The organism is Aerococcus sanguinicola (assembly GCF_008726925.1).
Taxonomy (GTDB): Bacteria; Bacillota; Bacilli; order Lactobacillales; family Aerococcaceae; genus Aerococcus.
In genome coordinates this window covers 94,081-112,188 of record NZ_VYWO01000004.1, presented here as the reverse complement: position 1 = coordinate 112,188, position 18,108 = coordinate 94,081, and the positions used below count along the sequence as shown (strand labels likewise).

The 18,108-nt window shown below is 45.0% G+C and carries 16 protein-coding genes; 11 read left to right on the top strand and 5 right to left on the bottom strand.

The genetic code is table 11. The features are described from left to right. Positions 1–163 precede the first annotated feature (163 nt). From rlmD to F6I03_RS06900, 5 genes are all read left to right on the top strand, one after another. The gene (gene rlmD, locus F6I03_RS06920) at positions 164–1,549 is read left to right on the top strand and encodes a 23S rRNA (uracil(1939)-C(5))-methyltransferase RlmD (RefSeq protein WP_318174217.1); all 1,386 of its coding nucleotides are present in this window, start codon (positions 164–166) and stop codon (positions 1,547–1,549) included. A 299-nt stretch (positions 1,550–1,848) separates the two neighbouring features. Beyond that, positions 1,849–2,781, top strand: coding sequence for a DMT family transporter (locus tag F6I03_RS06915; protein WP_070431396.1), 933 nt, complete (start codon positions 1,849–1,851; stop codon positions 2,779–2,781). Positions 2,782–3,208: 427 nt separating this feature from the next. Further along, positions 3,209–3,934 (top strand): MerR family transcriptional regulator, encoded by a 726-nt coding sequence (locus F6I03_RS06910; protein WP_070431395.1) that lies wholly within the window; start codon positions 3,209–3,211, stop codon positions 3,932–3,934. Between the two features lie 631 nt (positions 3,935–4,565). After that, the gene (locus F6I03_RS06905) at positions 4,566–5,384 is read left to right on the top strand and encodes a TPM domain-containing protein (RefSeq protein ID WP_168160480.1); all 819 of its coding nucleotides are present in this window, start codon (positions 4,566–4,568) and stop codon (positions 5,382–5,384) included. A gap of 316 nt (positions 5,385–5,700) precedes the next feature. Next, positions 5,701–6,420 carry a DUF554 domain-containing protein gene (locus F6I03_RS06900; RefSeq protein WP_070431393.1) on the top strand — a complete coding sequence of 240 codons (720 nt, stop codon included), beginning with the start codon at positions 5,701–5,703 and terminating at the stop codon, positions 6,418–6,420. A 253-nt stretch (positions 6,421–6,673) separates the two neighbouring features. Here F6I03_RS06900 and arsB read toward each other — a convergent pair whose 3' ends face one another. The 4 genes from arsB to F6I03_RS06880 are packed head-to-tail and all read right to left on the bottom strand — an operon-like array spanning position 6,674 to position 10,185. After that, positions 6,674–7,723 carry an ACR3 family arsenite efflux transporter gene (gene arsB, locus F6I03_RS06895; protein WP_070431392.1) on the bottom strand — a complete coding sequence of 350 codons (1,050 nt, stop codon included), beginning with the start codon at positions 7,721–7,723 and terminating at the stop codon, positions 6,674–6,676. A 22-nt stretch (positions 7,724–7,745) separates the two neighbouring features. Then, the gene (arsA, locus tag F6I03_RS06890; protein WP_070431391.1) at positions 7,746–9,482 is read right to left on the bottom strand and encodes an arsenical pump-driving ATPase; all 1,737 of its coding nucleotides are present in this window, start codon (positions 9,480–9,482) and stop codon (positions 7,746–7,748) included. Between the two features lie 28 nt (positions 9,483–9,510). Further along, positions 9,511–9,822 carry an arsenite efflux transporter metallochaperone ArsD gene (arsD, locus tag F6I03_RS06885; protein WP_070431390.1) on the bottom strand — a complete coding sequence of 104 codons (312 nt, stop codon included), beginning with the start codon at positions 9,820–9,822 and terminating at the stop codon, positions 9,511–9,513. 6 nt (positions 9,823–9,828) lie between these two features. Beyond that, a complete protein-coding gene (locus F6I03_RS06880) occupies positions 9,829–10,185 on the bottom strand; it encodes an ArsR/SmtB family transcription factor (RefSeq protein WP_083290607.1) in 357 nt (118 codons plus the stop codon). A gap of 127 nt (positions 10,186–10,312) precedes the next feature. Here F6I03_RS06880 and F6I03_RS06875 point away from each other — a divergent pair, with 127 nt between their 5' ends. Both F6I03_RS06875 and F6I03_RS06870 read left to right on the top strand, forming a co-directional pair. Next, entirely contained in the window at positions 10,313–11,392 is a 1,080-nt protein-coding gene (locus F6I03_RS06875) for a DUF6287 domain-containing protein (RefSeq protein WP_070431389.1), read from the top strand. A 125-nt stretch (positions 11,393–11,517) separates the two neighbouring features. Continuing rightward, positions 11,518–11,880 carry a hypothetical protein gene (locus tag F6I03_RS06870; RefSeq protein WP_070431388.1) on the top strand — a complete coding sequence of 121 codons (363 nt, stop codon included), beginning with the start codon at positions 11,518–11,520 and terminating at the stop codon, positions 11,878–11,880. A gap of 125 nt (positions 11,881–12,005) precedes the next feature. On the opposite strand, the gene F6I03_RS06865 is transcribed toward F6I03_RS06870, so the two are convergent. After that, the gene (locus F6I03_RS06865) at positions 12,006–13,121 is read right to left on the bottom strand and encodes a glycosyltransferase family 4 protein (RefSeq protein ID WP_070431387.1); all 1,116 of its coding nucleotides are present in this window, start codon (positions 13,119–13,121) and stop codon (positions 12,006–12,008) included. Between the two features lie 186 nt (positions 13,122–13,307). Here F6I03_RS06865 and F6I03_RS06860 point away from each other — a divergent pair, with 186 nt between their 5' ends. The 4 genes from F6I03_RS06860 (at position 13,308) to F6I03_RS06845 (ending at position 18,098) form a co-directional block, all read left to right on the top strand. After that, positions 13,308–14,474 carry a nucleotide sugar dehydrogenase gene (locus tag F6I03_RS06860; RefSeq protein ID WP_070431386.1) on the top strand — a complete coding sequence of 389 codons (1,167 nt, stop codon included), beginning with the start codon at positions 13,308–13,310 and terminating at the stop codon, positions 14,472–14,474. Between the two features lie 85 nt (positions 14,475–14,559). Beyond that, positions 14,560–15,753, top strand: a complete 1,194-nt coding sequence (locus F6I03_RS06855) for a glycosyltransferase (protein ID WP_070431385.1) — start codon at positions 14,560–14,562, stop codon at positions 15,751–15,753. Beyond that, positions 15,740–17,053 carry an O-antigen ligase family protein gene (locus F6I03_RS06850; protein WP_224788505.1) on the top strand — a complete coding sequence of 438 codons (1,314 nt, stop codon included), beginning with the start codon at positions 15,740–15,742 and terminating at the stop codon, positions 17,051–17,053. The genes F6I03_RS06855 and F6I03_RS06850 overlap by 14 nt, the downstream gene beginning before the upstream one ends. After that, complete coding sequence (locus F6I03_RS06845; RefSeq protein ID WP_070431384.1) at positions 17,031–18,098, top strand: hypothetical protein; 1,068 nt, start codon at positions 17,031–17,033, stop codon at positions 18,096–18,098. The genes F6I03_RS06850 and F6I03_RS06845 overlap by 23 nt, the downstream gene beginning before the upstream one ends. Positions 18,099–18,108: the final 10 nt, after the last annotated feature.

The window sequence follows — 18,108 nt, the reverse complement described above, 5'->3', positions numbered from 1 at the left end:
TCTTGTCTCTGGTCGAGTTTATACTTATTGTATCAAGGGGCAGCGGAAGAAGCAAAATTAAGGCTTTTAACTTTTGCCCTAAAAAGCGGCCAAGCTTGTGAGTTATGGGCGAAATTATGCTATGATAAAAAAGATGATCCCACAACCATGAAGAAAGGAAACGATGATGGTAAAAGGAAAACGACAAGCACCAGTCAAAAAGAATGCGAATTATGAGGTCACGATTGAAGACTTGACCTATGAAGGCTTGGGGGTGGCCAAAGTGGATGGCTTCCCTGTCTTCGTTCACGATGCCTTGCCGGGTGAATCCTGTGCGATCCGGGTAGTCAAGGTCCTCAAAAAATTTGCCTTCGCCATTGTTAAGGCGCGTCACCAGAGCTCACCAGACCGCGTACCCCTGCGCGATAAGGATGGCTTGCGGACGGGGACTATGCCCCTCCAACACCTGGCCTATCCTGCTCAACTTAGCTTCAAGCGCCAGCAGGTTATTAACTCCCTCCACAAATTTGGCCTGGACCAAAATCTAGAGGTTAAAGACACGATTGGCATGGAAGAGCCTTGGGCCTACCGCAACAAGGCCCAGGTACCGGTAGCGGGGGAGCCGGGTCAGCTCTATACTGGCTTCTACAAGCGCCGGTCCCATGAGATTATACCGGTTAAGGACTATCAGATCCAACTCAAGAGGATCGATGAGACCCTGCAGACAGTGATTGAGATCCTCAACCGCTACCAGCTAACAGCCTACCAGGAGCAGGCCCACCGCGGTCTCCTGCGTTTCCTCTGCGTCCGCCAAGGTGAGCATACGGGAGAAGTGATGGTGATTCTCATAATTAATGGCCAAGCCCTCCCCCATGAGGAAGAAATTGTAGCCGCCATTCGTGAAGAAGTTCCCGGTCTAGTGAGTCTGGTCCTTAATTCCAACGAAGAGCGGACCAATGTCATTATGGGCAAGGAGAACCGTATCCTCTATGGTGAAGACCGCTACCACGACCAGATCCTGGGCCTGGACTTTGCGATTTCAAGCCATAGTTTCTTCCAGGTCAATACCAACCAAGCCGAGAAACTCTACCAGGCTGCCCTAGAAGCAGCTGACTTACAGGGCCATGAGTATGTCATGGACGCCTATTGCGGGATTGGGTCTATCTCCCTCTGCCTGGCCCAAAAAGCCAAGCATGTCTATGGGGTGGAAATTGTGGAAGACGCTATTGACATGGCCCGGGAGAATGCAGCTGCTAACGGTCTAGAGAATACCAGCTTCCAAGCGGGGGATGCAGGTGAGGTGATGCCAAACTGGGTCAAGGCCGGCATTCCCTGTGACGTCTTGGTGGTCGATCCCCCACGCAAGGGGCTCAGCGACGCTTTTATCGAAGCTTCCCTAGAACTTGACGCTGACCGGATCGTCTATGTCTCCTGCAATCCAGCCAGCCTGGCCCGAGACCTGGCCAAGTACACAGCAGCTGGCTACCAGATCCAATCCGTCCAACCGGTTGACCTCTTCCCGCAGACGACCCATGTTGAATCAGTCGTTTTGATGACAAGAATGCTATAGCCATTGGAAGCAAAGCGACGAAGTGATGCGGTAACAGCGAACCGCTGAGTGCGGTCCTATTGCTTGAAAAAGAAGGGATATAGATAGCTTAACAGCGGGGTTCTTGAGAAGTGTCACCTTCTTTGGAACCTCTCTATTTTTTTTAGAGGAGAAAATAGGTAGAGTATGCTAGAATGATGACGGCGTACGAGGGGACTGATCGATCGTTGAAAGGTTAATATAATGACCTTCACGTGATCCTTCGGTAATGTTTATTATTTCATATTTAGTTATTAGTCTATTTTAAGAGGAGAGAAGTAATGAAGGGAAAACAGAATGAACTGATGGTTGGTAGCTTATGCGCTATGGCGTGTGAAATTTTATATGGATTAAGTTACATGTTTACTAAACAAGCTACTGAACTAGCTAGCCCATTTGCTCTTCTAGGTTGGCGTTTTTTAGTTGCTATTCTGGTCATGACATTGATTGCAAAATTTTGGAACATAAAAGGCGATTTTAAGAGTCGGTCGCTAAAACCGCTCATTCTCATTGCTTTATTTAGCCCATGCATTTATTTTATTGCAGAAACTATAGGAATAAGTGAAACAAGCTCATCTGAAAGTGGAATTTTTTTGGCTTGCATACCTGTTGCTTCGTTGTTAGCATCTACTATTGTTTTGAAGAACAAGCCAAATAAATTTCAAACGGCAGGTATATTAGTTACTTTTTTTGGCGTTATGTTAACAGTATTTGCAGTAGGACAAACAACTACTTTCTCTTGGTTGGGATATTTTTTCTTAGTTTTAGCTGTTGTTTCCTATGCACTATATAGTGTTTGTGTGGAAAAGGCGTCGAGCTATACAGATTTTGAGATAACTTATGCTATGTTGTTATCGGGCTTCATATTGTTTACGACATTAGCTTTAATTGAGGCTGTTTTAAAAGGAGATGTCAAAACATTAGTGCTTCTTCCTACCCAGGAAATTAATTTTCTAATAGCAATTCTATATCAAGGAATAGGCTGTTCCGTTCTAGCTTTCTTTTTATCGAATATTGCCATTTCAAAAATTGGGGTAAACAAAACGTCATCTTTTATTGGGCTTGCTACGGTTACATCGATCATAGTGGGAGCAACCGTTCTTCATGAAAATATGACATTTTATCAAATCGTTGGGGCGATAGTTATTTTGTGCGGTGTTTATATTGCCAATATATTAGACCACGGAGATGGTGAAAGTAAGCAGAAAATATGATTTGACAAGTTTATTTTAGATTGTAATTAGTCTAACAATTGATCAACTGTGTGGTATTGGTTGCTGTTTTGAGTCTTGCTGTACAAGCTAGTCATCAAGATAGTGATCTCGCATGAATTCGTCTGTCAAAGATGAGAATTAGCTTTCATTTTAATTAGTGCGTATCCATCACGACACTCAGGCTATCTATTAGAAGGTATGTTAGTTGAAAATAAGCTTTATAAATTTTAAGAAATTGAGAAAAGCTCCAGAATTGAGGCTTTTTTCTGTGGGGAAGGCAAGTAGTGTCAATATGTATAAAGGCCTCAGAAAGCGGTCGATTGTTAAAATAAGTAAAAGAAGCGATAAATAAAATCCTTTTGATTTTGTCTTGACCCTTACCTTGGGGCAGGCTTTATAGTAAGTCATAGAGAAAGGGAGTGATCAAATGAAAACAGTGAATGAAGTGAGTAAATTGGCTGGCGTTACCGCTAAGACGCTCTATCATTACGATAAGATTGGCCTGCTAAAGCCATCGCAATATAGTGAGGCCGGTTATCGTTTATATAGCGATGAAGATTTAGAGCGCCTGCAGCAAATACTTCTCTTCAGAGAATTGCGCTTCTCCTTGAAGGAAATTAAAGGCATTATCGATCATCCGAGTTTCGATAAGCAACTCGCTTTAGACCAGCAGATCCAACTGTTAGAACTCGAAAAAGAGCGTTTGGAGCGATTAATTCTTTTTGCAAAGGAAGTTAAATTGTTAGGAGTGAAAGCAATGAATGATGAAGTTTTTAATCGTCAGGCGATTGATGATTATGCGCGTCAAGCCAAAGAGCTTTGGGGAAGTACAGCTGCCTTTAAAGAATTTGAAGTTAAGAACCGAGGCCGTACGCAGGAAGAAAGTAAAGAATTAGAAGAAAAAATGATGGATATTTTTAAAGCATTTGGTCAGCATAAGGAAGCTGATCCCCAGGCAGCTGATGTTCAATTATTGATCGAACACCTGCAAGATTTTATTTCCAATCATTTCTATCAGTGCTCAGATGATATGTTGGTAAATTTGGGTCAGCTCTATGCGGGAGGCGGCGATATTTCCATTACTATCGATAAAGAAGCAGGAGATGGTACGGCAGCCTTTGTTAATCGGGCCATTGAGCTTTACTGCCAGTAGTAGTTTTGCTCCTTTGAATTTGGATGATGCAAGCTGTCGCCTGAATGACCAATTAAGACAAAGTAAGAAATATTAAAAGGCTTTGACAGGGCAATAAAGGTCTCTGTTAAAGCTTTTTTGATGAGTGATCAGCGCTCAATTGGCCGGAAGCTAGGCGTACTTTCTTCCAATGCTAACTGGCTAATAAAGTCTAGAAAATCCTAGAGGACGGGATTGGGATAGGCTTCTGACCGATAGACGAGGCTGACTTGGCGGAAGGGCTTCTGGGGCATGATGGGGAGGTAAGCCAGACTATCTGGGGCCTTGGCTAGGAATTGCTGGATTAAATCGGAAAAAACGTGGGCATGGTGATGGCTAGGGAGAGCTGTCCTTCCTGGAGCGAGCGCTGTTTCTTTAAAGGGATTTTCTAGTTTTTTTACCGGCCAGGAAAGAAGCTCCAGAGAGGGGCTTTTTTCTATTCTTTACTCTTAAGCTAGCTGCTATAATAGGAATAAGTTAAGAGTTTAAGTCGGTGAAAGTTTGCTCTTATTTACAGTCAAGCATCACTGAGTTTTGATCGAATGAAAGAAAGGGCGGGGCGAGCCATATGGTGGGTAAGGGTAAAAAGTCTGGCTGCTTTGATGTGTTTGCTGTGACTTTAGTATTAGCCTTTATAACAGGCCAATTCTATTTTTGGGATCGGACCTACAAGGAACCGGCTTATCCCGAGATCAGCCAGGAATATTATGTGTCGGACTATAGCCATGCTTTGAGTGACTTCACCAAGACGCACATTATCTCTGAAGGGGAGAAGTTGGACCAAGCGACCGATACGGCTGTTCTGGTGGTTAGCCTGCCGACAACGGAGAAGCTAAGGAAGGAGCGCTATAGCCAAGAGCTGATGGACCGGTGGGGGATCGACAAGGACAAGCCCGGTCGTTGGGCCCTCCTCTTATTTAAGACGAACAGCCATTATAGTAGCGAACCCCACCTAAATGAAGACCCCTACATGCACCTGGAGCTGGCAGAGGATTTGGCGAGTGGCTTAAAGCTTCCCGGAAAAGCTGGGCAGACCATAGAGACTTACGCAGGCGATATTAAAGATGGTCAGAATAACTATGACCAGGCCGCCTATGACGGCTTCAATGCACTGGCCCGTGAGCTCTACCAAGCGAACCAACTGCCGGTGCCCGAATCTTTAACTCTCCCTTATGAAGAAGCCCTTAAAGCCCCCGAGAACCAAGCTTTGCTTAAGCGTCAGCAGATGCAAACTGAATTAAAGCAAGCCGAGTCAGAGGTCCGTTTGAACCCAGAGCCTCTGCCTATTCAGCTCGGCAAGGCCTTCCTGGTTGCGGTCGGCGTACTGGTCGCCGTCTTTCTCATCTGCATGGCTCTATACTATCTCATATTTGGCCTTGGCATGCTCTATTACTTTATTAGGAAAGTCTTTGGCTATGAAGACCTGGATTGAAAACAACATCCGATTAAAAATCCCAGTTAGATTGTTTGAGCGACTAGGCTCAGCAATTTAGCTGGGATTTTTTCTCGTCTAGGGAGGGTGTCAACTTAGGAAGAAGTCGATTTTTTGCAGTTCAGGAGGTCAATTCGACTGTTTAGGTAGGATTGGTCGAATGGAAGCATTTTAATGCTATACTTCTTTTATAAACTTGCTTCCGTCCTCTTAGCTTTGACCCAGATCCTATCAAGCTTAATAAAAAATGAGTATTCGATTAAAAATATGTTAGAATAAATCTATTGAAAACATATGAAAGAAATGAGGATGCGTGATGATTGGGCTTGGGACTGTGATTAATTGTGTGGGAATCCTATTGGGGGGACTGGTTGGCAGCTTGGCTGGTCATTTATTTACGGCTAAGCAACAAGATGCCCTTCAGAAGGCTTGCGCAGTAAGTGTGATCTTCATTGCCATTGCCGGCGCTATGGAAGGGATGCTGTCCATTGCGTCTGGGGACCTAGTCAGCGGCCGGTCCATGCTGGTCGTTCTCTGCCTGGCTCTGGGTAGCCTGATTGGGGAAGTGCTAGGGATTGATCGTGGCTTTGAGAAGCTCGGCCGCTTCCTCCACCAGAAGACGGGCAATGGGATGGATCCACTCTTTGTCGAGGCTTTTATTACGGCTTCGCTGACGGTGTCTATTGGAGCTATGGCGATTGTCGGGGCCATCCAGGATGGCTTACTGGGGGACTATTCCATGTTGGCTGTGAAGTCGGTCTTGGATGCTATTATTATTGCGGTTCTCACGTCAGCGATGGGCAAGGGAGCGGTCTTCTCTGTCATCCCGGTCCTCGTCCTGGAGGGTGGGGTGACCCTGTTAGCCCGCTTACTAGCCCCCATCATGACGGACCTAGCCCTGGCCTATCTCTCCCTGATTGGCTCCATCCTCATCTTCTGCATCGGGATCAACCTGCTCTGGGAGAAGAAGCTGAATGTCGCCAATATGCTCCCGGCTGTCGTCCTAGCTGTCCTAGCTGCTTTCTTGCCGGTTTAAAGTTATGAAAAATGAAGCTGTTACTGTTGTTAATGACTTTGTTTCAATGTATAGGGATAAAGATTTGGTAGAAAAAATTGGTGGCCAATTCTAATATTTTATCTGGTGAATCATTTATAAAATGAGAAACGCTCCAAAGTATTCTTTTTGAGACTTTGGAGCGAGGAATAATTTTATTTTCCTTAATGAGTTAATTAGCGTATTCATTAGTAATAAGAGTAGAGGAATTATCTTATTGTTCATGTTAATCATTCTAATATTGGAAATATTTTTCTGTAGAGTTCGCGATACGAACTAACATTAACATTACCGGAACTTCGACCAATACGCCTACAACTGTTGTCAGTGTTGCACCTGATTCGATACCAAATACTGAAATGGCTACAGCAACCGCAAGTTCAAAGAAATTAGAAGAACCAATCAATCCACATGGAGCAGCTATCGTGTAAGGAAGATTGGCAAAATAAGCCCAAGAATAAGCTAGAGCAAACACCATAATATTTTGTAAAATCAGGGGAATTGCGATAAGAAGAACACTCATAGGCTGTTGGATAATTTTTTCAGCCTGTACTGTAAATATAAAGATTAAGGTCAATAGTAAGCCAATATTTGTAAATTTATCTAGGCTAGGAATCAATTTTTGATCCAAGTAGTATTGACCTTTTGACTTAATGACAACATTTCTTATTAGAATTGCAGCAATTAAGGGGGTGATAATGAACAAAGTGATTGAGAGTAGTAAAGTTTCCCATGGAATATGGATATCCCCAAAGCCAAGTAGAAAAGATACGATTGGAATATAAGCAATCAGGATAATTAAATCGTTAGTTGCTACTTGTACTAAGGTATAAGATGGATTCCCCCCAGATAATTTACTCCATACGAGTGTCATCGCTGTGCATGGAGCAGCTCCTAATAAGACAGCACCTGCTAAGTATTCCACTGCTTCATTTGTTGACAGAATATCTTGATAAAAGATAAAGAAAAATAGGTAGGCTAAACCATACATTGTCAAAGGTTTTATCAACCAGTTTACTATCCAAGTAATCCAAAGACCTTTAGGGTGTTCTTTAACTTTTTTAATACTAGAGAAATCAATAGTTAAAAACATTGGGAAGATCATAATCCATAGAAGAATCGTGGTTGGGATAGATACATTATAAAATTCAAATTGGCGAAGGAATTCAGGGACTGTTGGAAATCCATAGCCTATTATAATACCTATCACCATACAGATTAATACCCAAAACGTTAAGTACTGAGAGAAAAATGACATTGGTCGTTGAGCTTTTGTTTTTGACATAAGAGACCTCCTGCACACAATACTAATACGAAATATTTTTTCTATTTTTCGGAGCCCATTCTTTAATAACAAAATGACCATGACTCAGTTCATTGATGTAATTTATCCATTGCGATTCTGATTGTGCTCTTGCTTTCAAAATGGGGTTCGAAGTTTCTGAAGTAAGGATAACTTGATTAATTAGCCACCAATTATGGGGGATTGCGGCTCGATCGAGATCCTCAGCTAGACGTAATGTTTCATAGACTGGAGTAGTTTCAGCTAAGGTGACCATTACAACTTCTGTTTCATTTTTATCTTGAAGCCTTGGCAATAATTGTTCAATGGCCTGTTCAACCTGCCCCGAAGATCTTTCAATCTCTTTATTGTATGCGTTTGAGGAATGGAGTAGTAGTAAGGTGTGTCCTGTTGGTGCCGTATCAATTACTACTATTTCATCTTTACTAGCGTAATCCACAATTTCGGCAAATCGTCTAAAGACAGCGATTTCTTGAGTACAAGGTGAACTTAAATCTTCTTTTATATACTCTAGGTCTTCTTCTTCCATTGTTTTTCGTGCATTGTTAAGAACTTTGTTAGAGTATCGTTCTAATTCCTTTTTCTCATCAATATGGTCAACTTTGATGCCATGTTCTTCTTGTAGGAAAAGATGTAAATGATCAGCTGGGTCGGTAGTTGCCAATCGAACTTCCTTACCTCTTTCAGCGAGCTTTTGTGCAATCTGTACTGCTACAGTAGTTTTGCCGACACCTCCTTTACCCATGGTAAATACGATATGCTTATCAGCATCGATGAGTGCGTCAATCAATTGATCGATCTTTGCATCTGGTAGGTCATTAGGCTGAATAGCAGGGGAACTAATTACGGGTTGATATTCCTCTAAAAGAATTCGTAATTTATCTAAGCCAGTAACATTATAAGCTCTTAGGGGAACAAAATAGCTAGAATAAGCTTTTAATTCTGGGGACATATTTTCCAAGGCTTCCATTTGAAGATTCAAGAATTGTCGAGAAAGTCGGTCTGTGGCTTGTTCTAATATACCGTTGACTATTAGCAATTGGTTACGAATTCCTAAATCTTTGAGCTCAAGGGCAGCTCTATTTGCTTCAAAAATAGCAGCTTCTTGAGGGCGGGTCACTAAACATAAAGTAGTTAGACTAGTATCAGTTAGCAGCTTCATAGCCTTTTTGATTCGGTCTCTTTCGTCTGTTAGGCCGGACAATTGGCCCATGCAAGATGCTCCAGTTGTGTTTTCATCAAAAAAGTTTGTCCAGGCTGAAGGTAATTCAAGCATACGAAGTGTATGACCGGTAGGAGCAGTATCAAATATAATATAATCATTATTTTCGGATTCTTCCGGATCTGTTAGGAAATATGCAAATTCATTGAAAGAAGCTACTTCCTGAGTACAAGAGCCTGATAACTGCTCGATCATATTATCAATTGCTTCTTTCGGAAGCAGTTCCCTATATGGGTCAACGCTTTTGTGGATATAGTCAGCTACTGCAGTATTGGGATCGAAGTTAGCAACTCTTAAGTTTTCCATACCGGATATGGCTTTTGGTTTGTTGGATAGTTCGGTTTCAAAAACATCTTGCAGATTAGATGCGGGATCTGTCGAAACTAGCGTTACTTTGAATCCTTCATCTGCTAAATGTGTAGCTGTAGCAGAAGCTAATGTTGTTTTACCAACTCCCCCTTTACCGGTAAAGAATAAATATTTCGTAAGGTTTAAATTTTTGGGAATATATTTTTTCATGCCAACTCTCCTTATGATTATTCTTTCATTATAATTCGATACCTGTATATTCTCGGAATTCTTCACGTGAAGGATAGTCACCTGTTTTTACAATTTCTCCATCTACTAAAGTTATGGGTAAAATTTTCTTTCCATTTTTATGAATTAACTGAATTGCTGTGCCGTTATCAACAAAAGCTTGTGGATTTTGTGCTAAATTATAGCGTACAGCCTCGCAAGTATCAGAGTTATTTATACGTTCATATATACCGGAGACTTCAAGCAGTTGAGGGTCTACAGACGGTCCGCAAATTCCTGTTTGACAACACATAGCGGGTTCATATAATTCAATTCGTTTCATTAATTATTACTTCCTTTCGTCTATTTCATCATAATTTGTCATTAAATGACATAAACAATCTGACTCGTCATCTGCAAGTAGTTTGCTTATTTGCTCATTAATTTGGCCGATAGTTTTTCTGTTAAGTGTGTAAAAAACCCACTTACCATCTCGTGATTTTTCTACTAAATTTGCTTCACACAAAGATTTCATATGATGGGAGAGTGTTGGTTGAGTAAAATTAAAAAAATATAATATTTCGCATGCTCTTTTTCCATCACATGAAATCAAATCTAGAATTTTTAATCGATTGGGATCAGACATTGCTTTCATCACTAAAGCTAATTCATCATAATTTATAGCAAATCCCCCCTCTCTTAACATTTTTAATTTACATATAGATACATATCTATATGTATTATACGTTTATAATAGATGAATATCTATATGAAGTCAAGAAATTAATTATTGCTAAAATAAAATCAAATTAATATCATAAAGGAGTCTAGCTATGAAAAAATTTAGCCAATGGGCCCTCGCCCTATCCGCTGGCCTGGTGCTCGCCGCCTGCCAAAATAACACGAACCAGTCAAACAATGACCAAGCCTCTTCTACGCCGGCTTCGGAAGAAGTTTCTAAGGCTGAGTCAAGCGACAAGAAGCAAAAAACTTCCAGTCAAAAAGACTCTAGCCAAATCGCATCTTCTCAACAAAAACAAGCCCCGGTTAAGCAAGAAGTCGACAATATGACGGCTTACGGCCCGGTCCTCCAAGAACTAGCCCAGGCCGAAGAGAATCGTCCTGACTACTTTGTCTTCTATGATATCGATGGCAACGGCGTGGACGAATTGCTGACGGCTACGGACTACGATGGCAAGCTCCACTACAGCGACCTCTATTACCTAAAGGGTGGCCAAGAGCCCACTCTCCTAGCAAGAAATTATGTAGCCGAAAGAGGCGGTCTGCGCCAAGCTAGTGACATCTTCCAAGATGGCACGGTTCTGGATTCCTACCACTACTCTACAGCTGGAGAGGGCGAAGCCCAAATCCTCCGTATCAACCCTGAGACCCAGACGGAAGAAGTGGTCGAGGAAGGGGCCTATTCTGTAGGGGATATGAGCACACTGGATGCCTTTACCGCTGGCCGCACTCCGATTGATTATGAGCAATTGGACTGGCAGCGAATCGACCAAGTCTTTGTCGACCAAGCAGCAAAGGAAGAAACTGCTCAGCCAACCAGCTTTGACCTATCCGCCATCCTGGAAGGCGACTATTCTAGCCTGGCTGGGACTTGGCAGGATGGCAATGGCACGACTATTGAATTTAATGCGGATGGGATTGTGTCTGATGACACAGGAGTTTTTAGGGCCGATGCTAATGATGATGGTACATTGAGCCTAGGAGTAGGGCCTAAACATGAAGTTCGGGGCGGCAGCTTCCTCCTCATCGTTATTCCTGCTGGCCAGACCCCTAACGGCCAATCCATATTTGAAGAGGCTTATGACGGTTCTGATATGAGCCAAGACCGCTTGTGGGCCGGCCAGAGTCTAGACTTTAGGGACCCTAATGCCTTTTTATATAAAGTCAATTAATCAAGTGCATTGTTTAGATAAATCTAACTTTTCTTGGTAAAATAGAACTGGAAAGTTTGGACGCAGTTTTTGAGATCATCGTCGCTGTCACTTTTATTGATTGTGCCTTGAAAGGATGATTTTCTATGCGCTTAGGAAAGGTTTTGAAGCGGATTGCCAAGGATGAACACTATACGGTGGAGAAGGACACGGGCTTAATCCACGGCAGGGTCAATGGCTACACGCTCCTAGTGGATATGATGCACTTTGGCCAGCAGTATGATATTATTTTTCACTTGACCAAGGATGGCCAGGCGCCTGACCGGCAGGAATTGATTCTCAACCTGCCCAAGCATAAAAACTTACAGAATGTCAGAGTGGAAGGGGATCAGGTCACTTACAAGGCCCGGACAGCCTTCCTCGTTCAGTCGACCGTGGATACGCTGTTTGAGATGGTGGAACTGATTACCCAGTCCCTCAAGGAATTGGGTTATGACGATATCTCTTAGTCAATAATGTTAGCTTTATTAAACTAAAAAGGAAATCATTAGGCGGTGGACGCCGTAATGATTTCCTTTTTTATTGGTTTGATAAGTAATCTAAGCTAATGAAGATAAGGTTCGCTTAGCCTTGTTTAGCTATTCAAGATGTCCTGGTAAAGCTGGTCATACCGCCCACTGATCTTGTCCCAGGAGAAGTCTTTGGAATGCTTAAGGGCGCGCTGGCAGAAGCTTGGATAGTTGGCGAGAATAGCTTGGACAGCACGGGCAAAGTCTTCGGGCTGGTCAGGATTCAGGCTGACACCCACTTCATAATTCGGATAGTAGCTATCGAAGCCCTCGCCCTGGGTATAGATAACGGGCAGGCCCTGGCTCATGGCTTCCACATAGACCAGGCCGAAAGTCTCTCTGGACGAGACCAAAGCAAAAATATCCATCTCCCGGTAGAGGTCGCGCATGCCGTCCTTGTCTTTGGGGCCGTGGTAGGTCACTAGGGGATGGTCTTTGACTTGGGCGAGGATGCTTTCATCCCAGGCAGGACCGATGAGGTGGAGTTCAGCCTCTTGAACCTGCTGGCGGTAATGGTCGACGAGACGGATGAGCTTGGGGATTTGTTTTTCTTTTAGGAGCTTAGCTGTACAGACGAAGCGCAGGGGCTGGTGGAGGTCGGGGCTTTTATCCACGTAGCGGTTGGCGTGCCAGTAGTCGTCGATGCCATTAGCGATGACTTGGGTCTTGGCTGCAAGCTCAGCCTGCATATTTTGGGGGATATACTTGGCAAAGACTTCCTGCCTGGAGTTCTCGGAGATAAAAACAACCTGGTCAGCATCTGCAAGAATGCGCAAGCCCAGTTGGCGGAGCCAGGGCATCTTCTGGAAGAAGGTGCGGATATCGGCACTTCGAACGGCGACAATATAAGGAATCTGATGACTGAGATAGACTTTGTGTGCTAGCCAGCCGTTGGAGAAGAGGGAGTGGGCATGGACGAGGTCGATTTGCTCGAAGGGGTAGCGCTTCTTGAGGTCTTGCCAGATCTTATAGTGTTTGAGGTGGAAGACATAGCGGTCCATCTGGTGGAAGGCTTCCACAATCTGACAGTAGTCTCCCTTAGCCGCTAGACGATCTTTGGGGAATTCTTTGGCAATGGGGACATAGACATCGAGATCCATTCCCGCGGCCACTTGCCGGTCGTAGAGGTTTTGGTAGAGGGGGGTGGTTGAATAATAGGAATTAATATGGAGGATGTGCACAAAGGTCTTCCTTTCTTATGAAATCAGGCATTCCCTATCATTATAGCAAAAAGAACAACGCTCTAACAGAAGATAAAAAAGTTATAAAATTGCTTTTTTTCTAGGGGAGGGGGCTTAATTATGAGGGCAGTATGCTATAATTAGCCCTATATGAAGTAATTGAACTGGAAGAGGAGAGCGAATCATATGAAAATAACAGTTGTCGGTGTCGGCTATGTGGGTTTAGCGAATGCGATCTTGCTTGCACAAAACCACCAAGTGACCGCACTGGATATTAATGAGAATGTGGTTAATATTATCAACTCAGGCAAAGCTCATATTAAGGATCCTGAGATGGAAGAATATATGGCCAATAAGGATTTGGATTTAACAGCAACAACAGATACTGACTTAGCCTATGCAGAGCCAGACCTCATTATTATTGCTGCACCAACTAATTATGATGAAGTGACAAATTCCTTCGATACCTCAGCTGTGGAGTCAGTTCTCGATGATATCTTGGCCCACGATACGGACTGCCCGATTGTGATTAAATCAACCATACCAGTTGGCTATACCGAACAAATTCGCCAGGAAAAGCAGTGCGACCGGATTATCTTCTCGCCCGAATTCCTGCGTGAAGGGAAGGCCCTCTATGATAACCTCTATCCTTCCCGAATTATTGTCGGGGATGACGGGCAAGCAGGTCATCTTTTCGCCGAACTCTTAATTGAAGGAGCGGAAAAGGAAGAAATCCCGGTTCGCTTCATGGCACCGACTGAGGCCGAAGCGGTCAAATTGTTTGCCAATACTTACTTGGCCCTGCGTGTCTCCTTCTTTAATGAACTGGATACCTATGCTGAAGTGAGAGGGCTTGACTCCAAGTCAATTATCGAAGGGATTGGCCTCGATCCGCGGATTGGTCTCCACTACAACAACCCTTCCTTTGGCTATGGCGGTTACTGCCTGCCTAAGGATACCAAGCAGATGTTGGCCAACTTTGAAGATATTCCAAATAATATTATCCGGGCCATTGTGGATGCCAATGACACCCGCAAGCAATTTATTGCGGATTCTGTCTTACGCCGGCAACCTGAAACCGTTGGCGTTTATCGCTTGACTATGAAGCAGGCCTCTGATAACTTCCGTCAATCGGCGATCCAAGATGTTATGAAGAAATTACGCGGCGAAGGGGTTGAAGTGATCGTCTATGAACCGAGCCTGGATGGAGATGACTTCCAAGGTTACCGCTTAGAGAATGACCTGCAAGCCTTCAAAGACCAGTCAGATTTGATTATTTCCAACCGACGCGCTGAAGACTTAGAAGATGTCACAGACAAGGTCTATACCCGCGACATCTATAACGAAAATTAAGCAAGCCCACATAACTTCCAAGCTGAGCGTTCTTTTCTTGGCTGGAAGTCTTTGTGTGCTTGGAAGAGAAATGAGGAAATAGGGAATGCCAAAAGACTCAGGCAAAGTCCATCGTGTCCTCCACTTGATGAGTGGCTATGGCGGTGGCATTTCATCATTTATAAAGAATAAGGCTAAGGAAATGCCACAGTATGGGATTGCCTTCGATGTGACGACCTATGACGAGTGTCCGGCTGACTTCCGTGAAGCCATTGAAGCGACTGGGGGTAAGCTTTATCCGCTTAAGAATCCGAAGAAAGAAGGATTCAAGGCTTTTGAAGCGAGTTTAAGACAGGCTCTCGACCATCACACTTATGATGCCTTTTACTGCCATATCAATGGTTATCGTGCGCTTCCTTATTACTATCTCTGCCGGCGCCAGAGTCAGGCGCCTTTCTATATCCACGCCCATAATTCAAATGATAATCAAGGAAGTAGTCTGAGGAGTCGCGCTCAAGTCGCCCTGTCTCAGCGCCTGAACCGTCGCTTGTCTGACTGCCCACTGGGTTGTGGTAAGCGGGCTATCTGGGCAATCTTTGGGTCTAATGTTGCTCTCGATGAGATGATGATCATCCCTAACAGCATCCATACCGACCGCTACCTACGTTCCAATGATTGGATTGAAGACCAGAAGAAGCAGTTAAGGCAAACTTATGCTTATGGGGAGAAGACCCTCTTGATTGGCCATATTGGTCGCTTAACAGCGGTTAAGAACCATGAGCAGAGCCTGGCCATTGCCCGAGTGATTAAGGACCAGGGACTAGATGCCAAGCTCTTAATTATTGGGGCGGGGGAACGAGACCAGGAGCTCAAGGAGGCTGTGCGCGCCCAGGACTTAGAGGATGTGGTGGATTTTACGGGCCGGATCAACCCGATTTCAGCCTTTTATCCGCTCTTGGATGCGGTGGTCCTGCCGTCCTATTCTGAAGGCTTGCCGACAGTGGTCGTTGAAGCCCAAGCTTTAGGTATCCCTGTCTTGATGTCCAACCGTGTGACGGATGAGGTGGACTTGGGCTTAGGCTTAGTCGAGTCCCTGTCCCTCCAAGCTGGACCGGAAGAATGGCTCCAGGCCCTTTGCCGCTTGGCAGCTAAAGACCGGCCTGAGCTAGGCCAACGTGAACAAGCCGTCCATGCCAAGGCTTTCAGCAATGAGGCCTCTGCCCGGCTCTTCGTTGAATTCCTAGAAGGTGACCGCCAGCATTTTAACTTTGAAGGGGGGCAGTCCCATGGCCATCTATAGTCTGGTATTACTCGCTAGTGTCTTCTTAGGTACGGAATTACTGGCCATCCCAACCCCCTTTGCCCAGATGACCCTCTACCGGCTCCTAGCCCTGGGAGTCCTTCCGCTGATTGCTTACCGCTGTTCGTTGAAAGGGCCTAGCCTAAAGATTAAGCGTCCAGGTTATGGCCTCTTGATGATCGGGGTCTATGGCTTTTGGTGGCTCTGGGCCCTGATTTCAGTGCTCTGGGCCCGGGCTTTAGGTCCTTGGGCCCAGGCCATGTTTCTCTTAACCCTTGGGATTTCCAGTGCCCTGGCTCTCTATCTATGGACGGATAGCTTGCGCCAGTGGAAGCGCCTGGTTCAGACAGCCTGGTGGATGATGTCCGGCCTCATGCTTTGGGGTTACTTTGAAATCATCAGCAATATTTACCTCTTTGCCGATATGGCCAAGCTGGATAAGTACGGGACCTTTGCGAGCCAGCCTTTGACCCGTCTGCCGATTACCCACTTTGAGAATCAAAACGACTATGCGACCATGCTCTTGGCCTATCTCGCAGTCAGCGCCATTCTGATGGTTCTATCGCGTATCAGCTGGCAAAAAATTGCCTATCTTGGCGCCATGGTCTTGGCAGAATACCTTATCTTCAGGTCCGGGTCGCGGATGAGCCTCCTGTGCTCCTTGCTTTATTTTCTTGCCCTCTTTATCCTGCAATTCAAGTGGGACTTGAAGCGGCGCTATTATGTTATTGGCTTGTTAGCCCTGATCGGCGGGGGGCTTGTCCTTTACTTGGGCGTGCCTCCTGTCCGAGAGGCTCTGGATGCCTTGATTTATACGGGCAGGGAAGGCTATATCTCTGGCGATACGGGCCGGGTGAACCTCTGGCGCAATGGCTTGATCTTCCTTGGAACGACCCTGGGCCTAGGGGTTGGGGCAGGCAACATCGAGACTTGGATGGCTGACTTTCCCTTGTTACCGACTAAGAATATCGTCAACATGCACAATTGGTGGCTGGAGATTATGGTAGCTTATGGGGTCTTGGTCTTTATCGCTTATCTTGTGGCCTATGCTTTAATGCTCTACAAGCTCAACCGCGTGCGCCTAGTTCAGGATCCCAAGTGGCGGCAAGTCAGCAACCAAGTCATCGCCTTCCTGGTCATATTTATTCCAGCGAGTGTAACGAGCGCAAACAACATGTATATTGAGTGGCACTGGGTATTCTTTGGCTTACTGATTAGCTACCTAGCCTTAGTCGAGAACTCCCCAAGGATTATAGAGAAAGAACGAGGTAGGATTTATGAGCTTAGCAACAATCATTAGTGAATTGTGGCGTTTTTGTAAAGAAAATCTATTAAAAATTATAGGGGGAGCAGCTGTTCTGACAGCCTTAATCTTCGGCTTACGCCTCCTGCTGACCGACCACCCGGAGGAGGCACTGACCGCGACTGCGGACCAGACTGTCCAAGCAGATAAGGCGACCTTGGAAGCGTCTAAGGAACGTCTTAAAACGGTCTATGGCCAAGAGCCTGCTGAGTTCCAGTTCAGCGCCTTAGTCGAAGATGGGAATGTCTTCAGCAACTCCTTCTTAATTGATGAATACTTGGCCCGCCCAGACATGGTCAAAGAGGCGGAAGCCAAGAGTGGTGTAGAATTTGCAGACAGCCTAGCAGCTGAACAAAACCTAGGCTTATACAAGAATGGGGACTTCCGCGGGGGATTGGCCGCTGTCCGTGATACCTCGAGTGGGGTCATCACCCTCCGTGTGCTCTTGGGCCAGACTCCGGAAGAGAATCAGAAGATTGCCCAGGCTTACTATGATATTCTCCAAGAGCCCTTGCCCTTTACCCGCGACCTTAACCTGATTATGTTGGGCCGACCTGAAGTTGGCGAGCGCTTGGACTTGTCTCAGTATGAGATGGTAGCGACTCCGAATACCATTGCGAGCATTGTGGGGGGGAACTCCCTTCCTGGCTGGCTCTTAGGAGTGGCTGCCTATATTGTGGCCCTCCTGATGACGGCCTTCCTTCTCTTTATCTGGCGGCTCTTCGATAGGAAGATCCGCTATGCCTTTGAATATGTGTGGGCATTTGAAGATGAGCACTTATTGGCTAAGGGCTTGGATGAAGGGGTCCAACACTTTATTAACCAGCCTTATGGTAAGGACCGCCTGCTCTTGACTGAAGAAGAAGGCCAGGCCTTACCCCTAGCAACTCAGCAGACTTTGGAAGGCTTTAGCGGCCAGGCGGATGAGATTGTAATTCTTCTCAAAGCGGGTCAGAGCCATAAGCACTGGTACCAGGCCCAATACCGCTTAGCTAAGCTTTACCATGTGCCGATTAAGATTGTCCACTTGACTCAAGCTTAAGGAGGAAATC

What these genes read in the sequence shown, in the direction of transcription:
- rlmD (WP_318174217.1), top strand. Translation starts at nt 164, where the DNA reads ATGATGGTAAAAGGAAAACGACAAGCACCAGTCAAAAAGAATGCGAAT.
- F6I03_RS06915 (WP_070431396.1), top strand. Translation starts at nt 1,849, where the DNA reads ATGAAGGGAAAACAGAATGAACTGATGGTTGGTAGCTTATGCGCTATG.
- F6I03_RS06910 (WP_070431395.1), top strand. Translation starts at nt 3,209, where the DNA reads ATGAAAACAGTGAATGAAGTGAGTAAATTGGCTGGCGTTACCGCTAAG.
- F6I03_RS06900 (WP_070431393.1), top strand. Translation starts at nt 5,701, where the DNA reads ATGATTGGGCTTGGGACTGTGATTAATTGTGTGGGAATCCTATTGGGG.
- arsB (WP_070431392.1), bottom strand. Translation starts at nt 7,723, where the DNA reads ATGTCAAAAACAAAAGCTCAACGACCAATGTCATTTTTCTCTCAGTAC.
- arsA (WP_070431391.1), bottom strand. Translation starts at nt 9,482, where the DNA reads ATGAAAAAATATATTCCCAAAAATTTAAACCTTACGAAATATTTATTC.
- arsD (WP_070431390.1), bottom strand. Translation starts at nt 9,822, where the DNA reads ATGAAACGAATTGAATTATATGAACCCGCTATGTGTTGTCAAACAGGA.
- F6I03_RS06880 (WP_083290607.1), bottom strand. Translation starts at nt 10,185, where the DNA reads ATGTTAAGAGAGGGGGGATTTGCTATAAATTATGATGAATTAGCTTTA.
- F6I03_RS06875 (WP_070431389.1), top strand. Translation starts at nt 10,313, where the DNA reads ATGAAAAAATTTAGCCAATGGGCCCTCGCCCTATCCGCTGGCCTGGTG.
- F6I03_RS06870 (WP_070431388.1), top strand. Translation starts at nt 11,518, where the DNA reads ATGCGCTTAGGAAAGGTTTTGAAGCGGATTGCCAAGGATGAACACTAT.
- F6I03_RS06860 (WP_070431386.1), top strand. Translation starts at nt 13,308, where the DNA reads ATGAAAATAACAGTTGTCGGTGTCGGCTATGTGGGTTTAGCGAATGCG.
- F6I03_RS06855 (WP_070431385.1), top strand. Translation starts at nt 14,560, where the DNA reads ATGCCAAAAGACTCAGGCAAAGTCCATCGTGTCCTCCACTTGATGAGT.
- F6I03_RS06850 (WP_224788505.1), top strand. Translation starts at nt 15,740, where the DNA reads ATGGCCATCTATAGTCTGGTATTACTCGCTAGTGTCTTCTTAGGTACG.
- F6I03_RS06845 (WP_070431384.1), top strand. Translation starts at nt 17,031, where the DNA reads ATGAGCTTAGCAACAATCATTAGTGAATTGTGGCGTTTTTGTAAAGAA.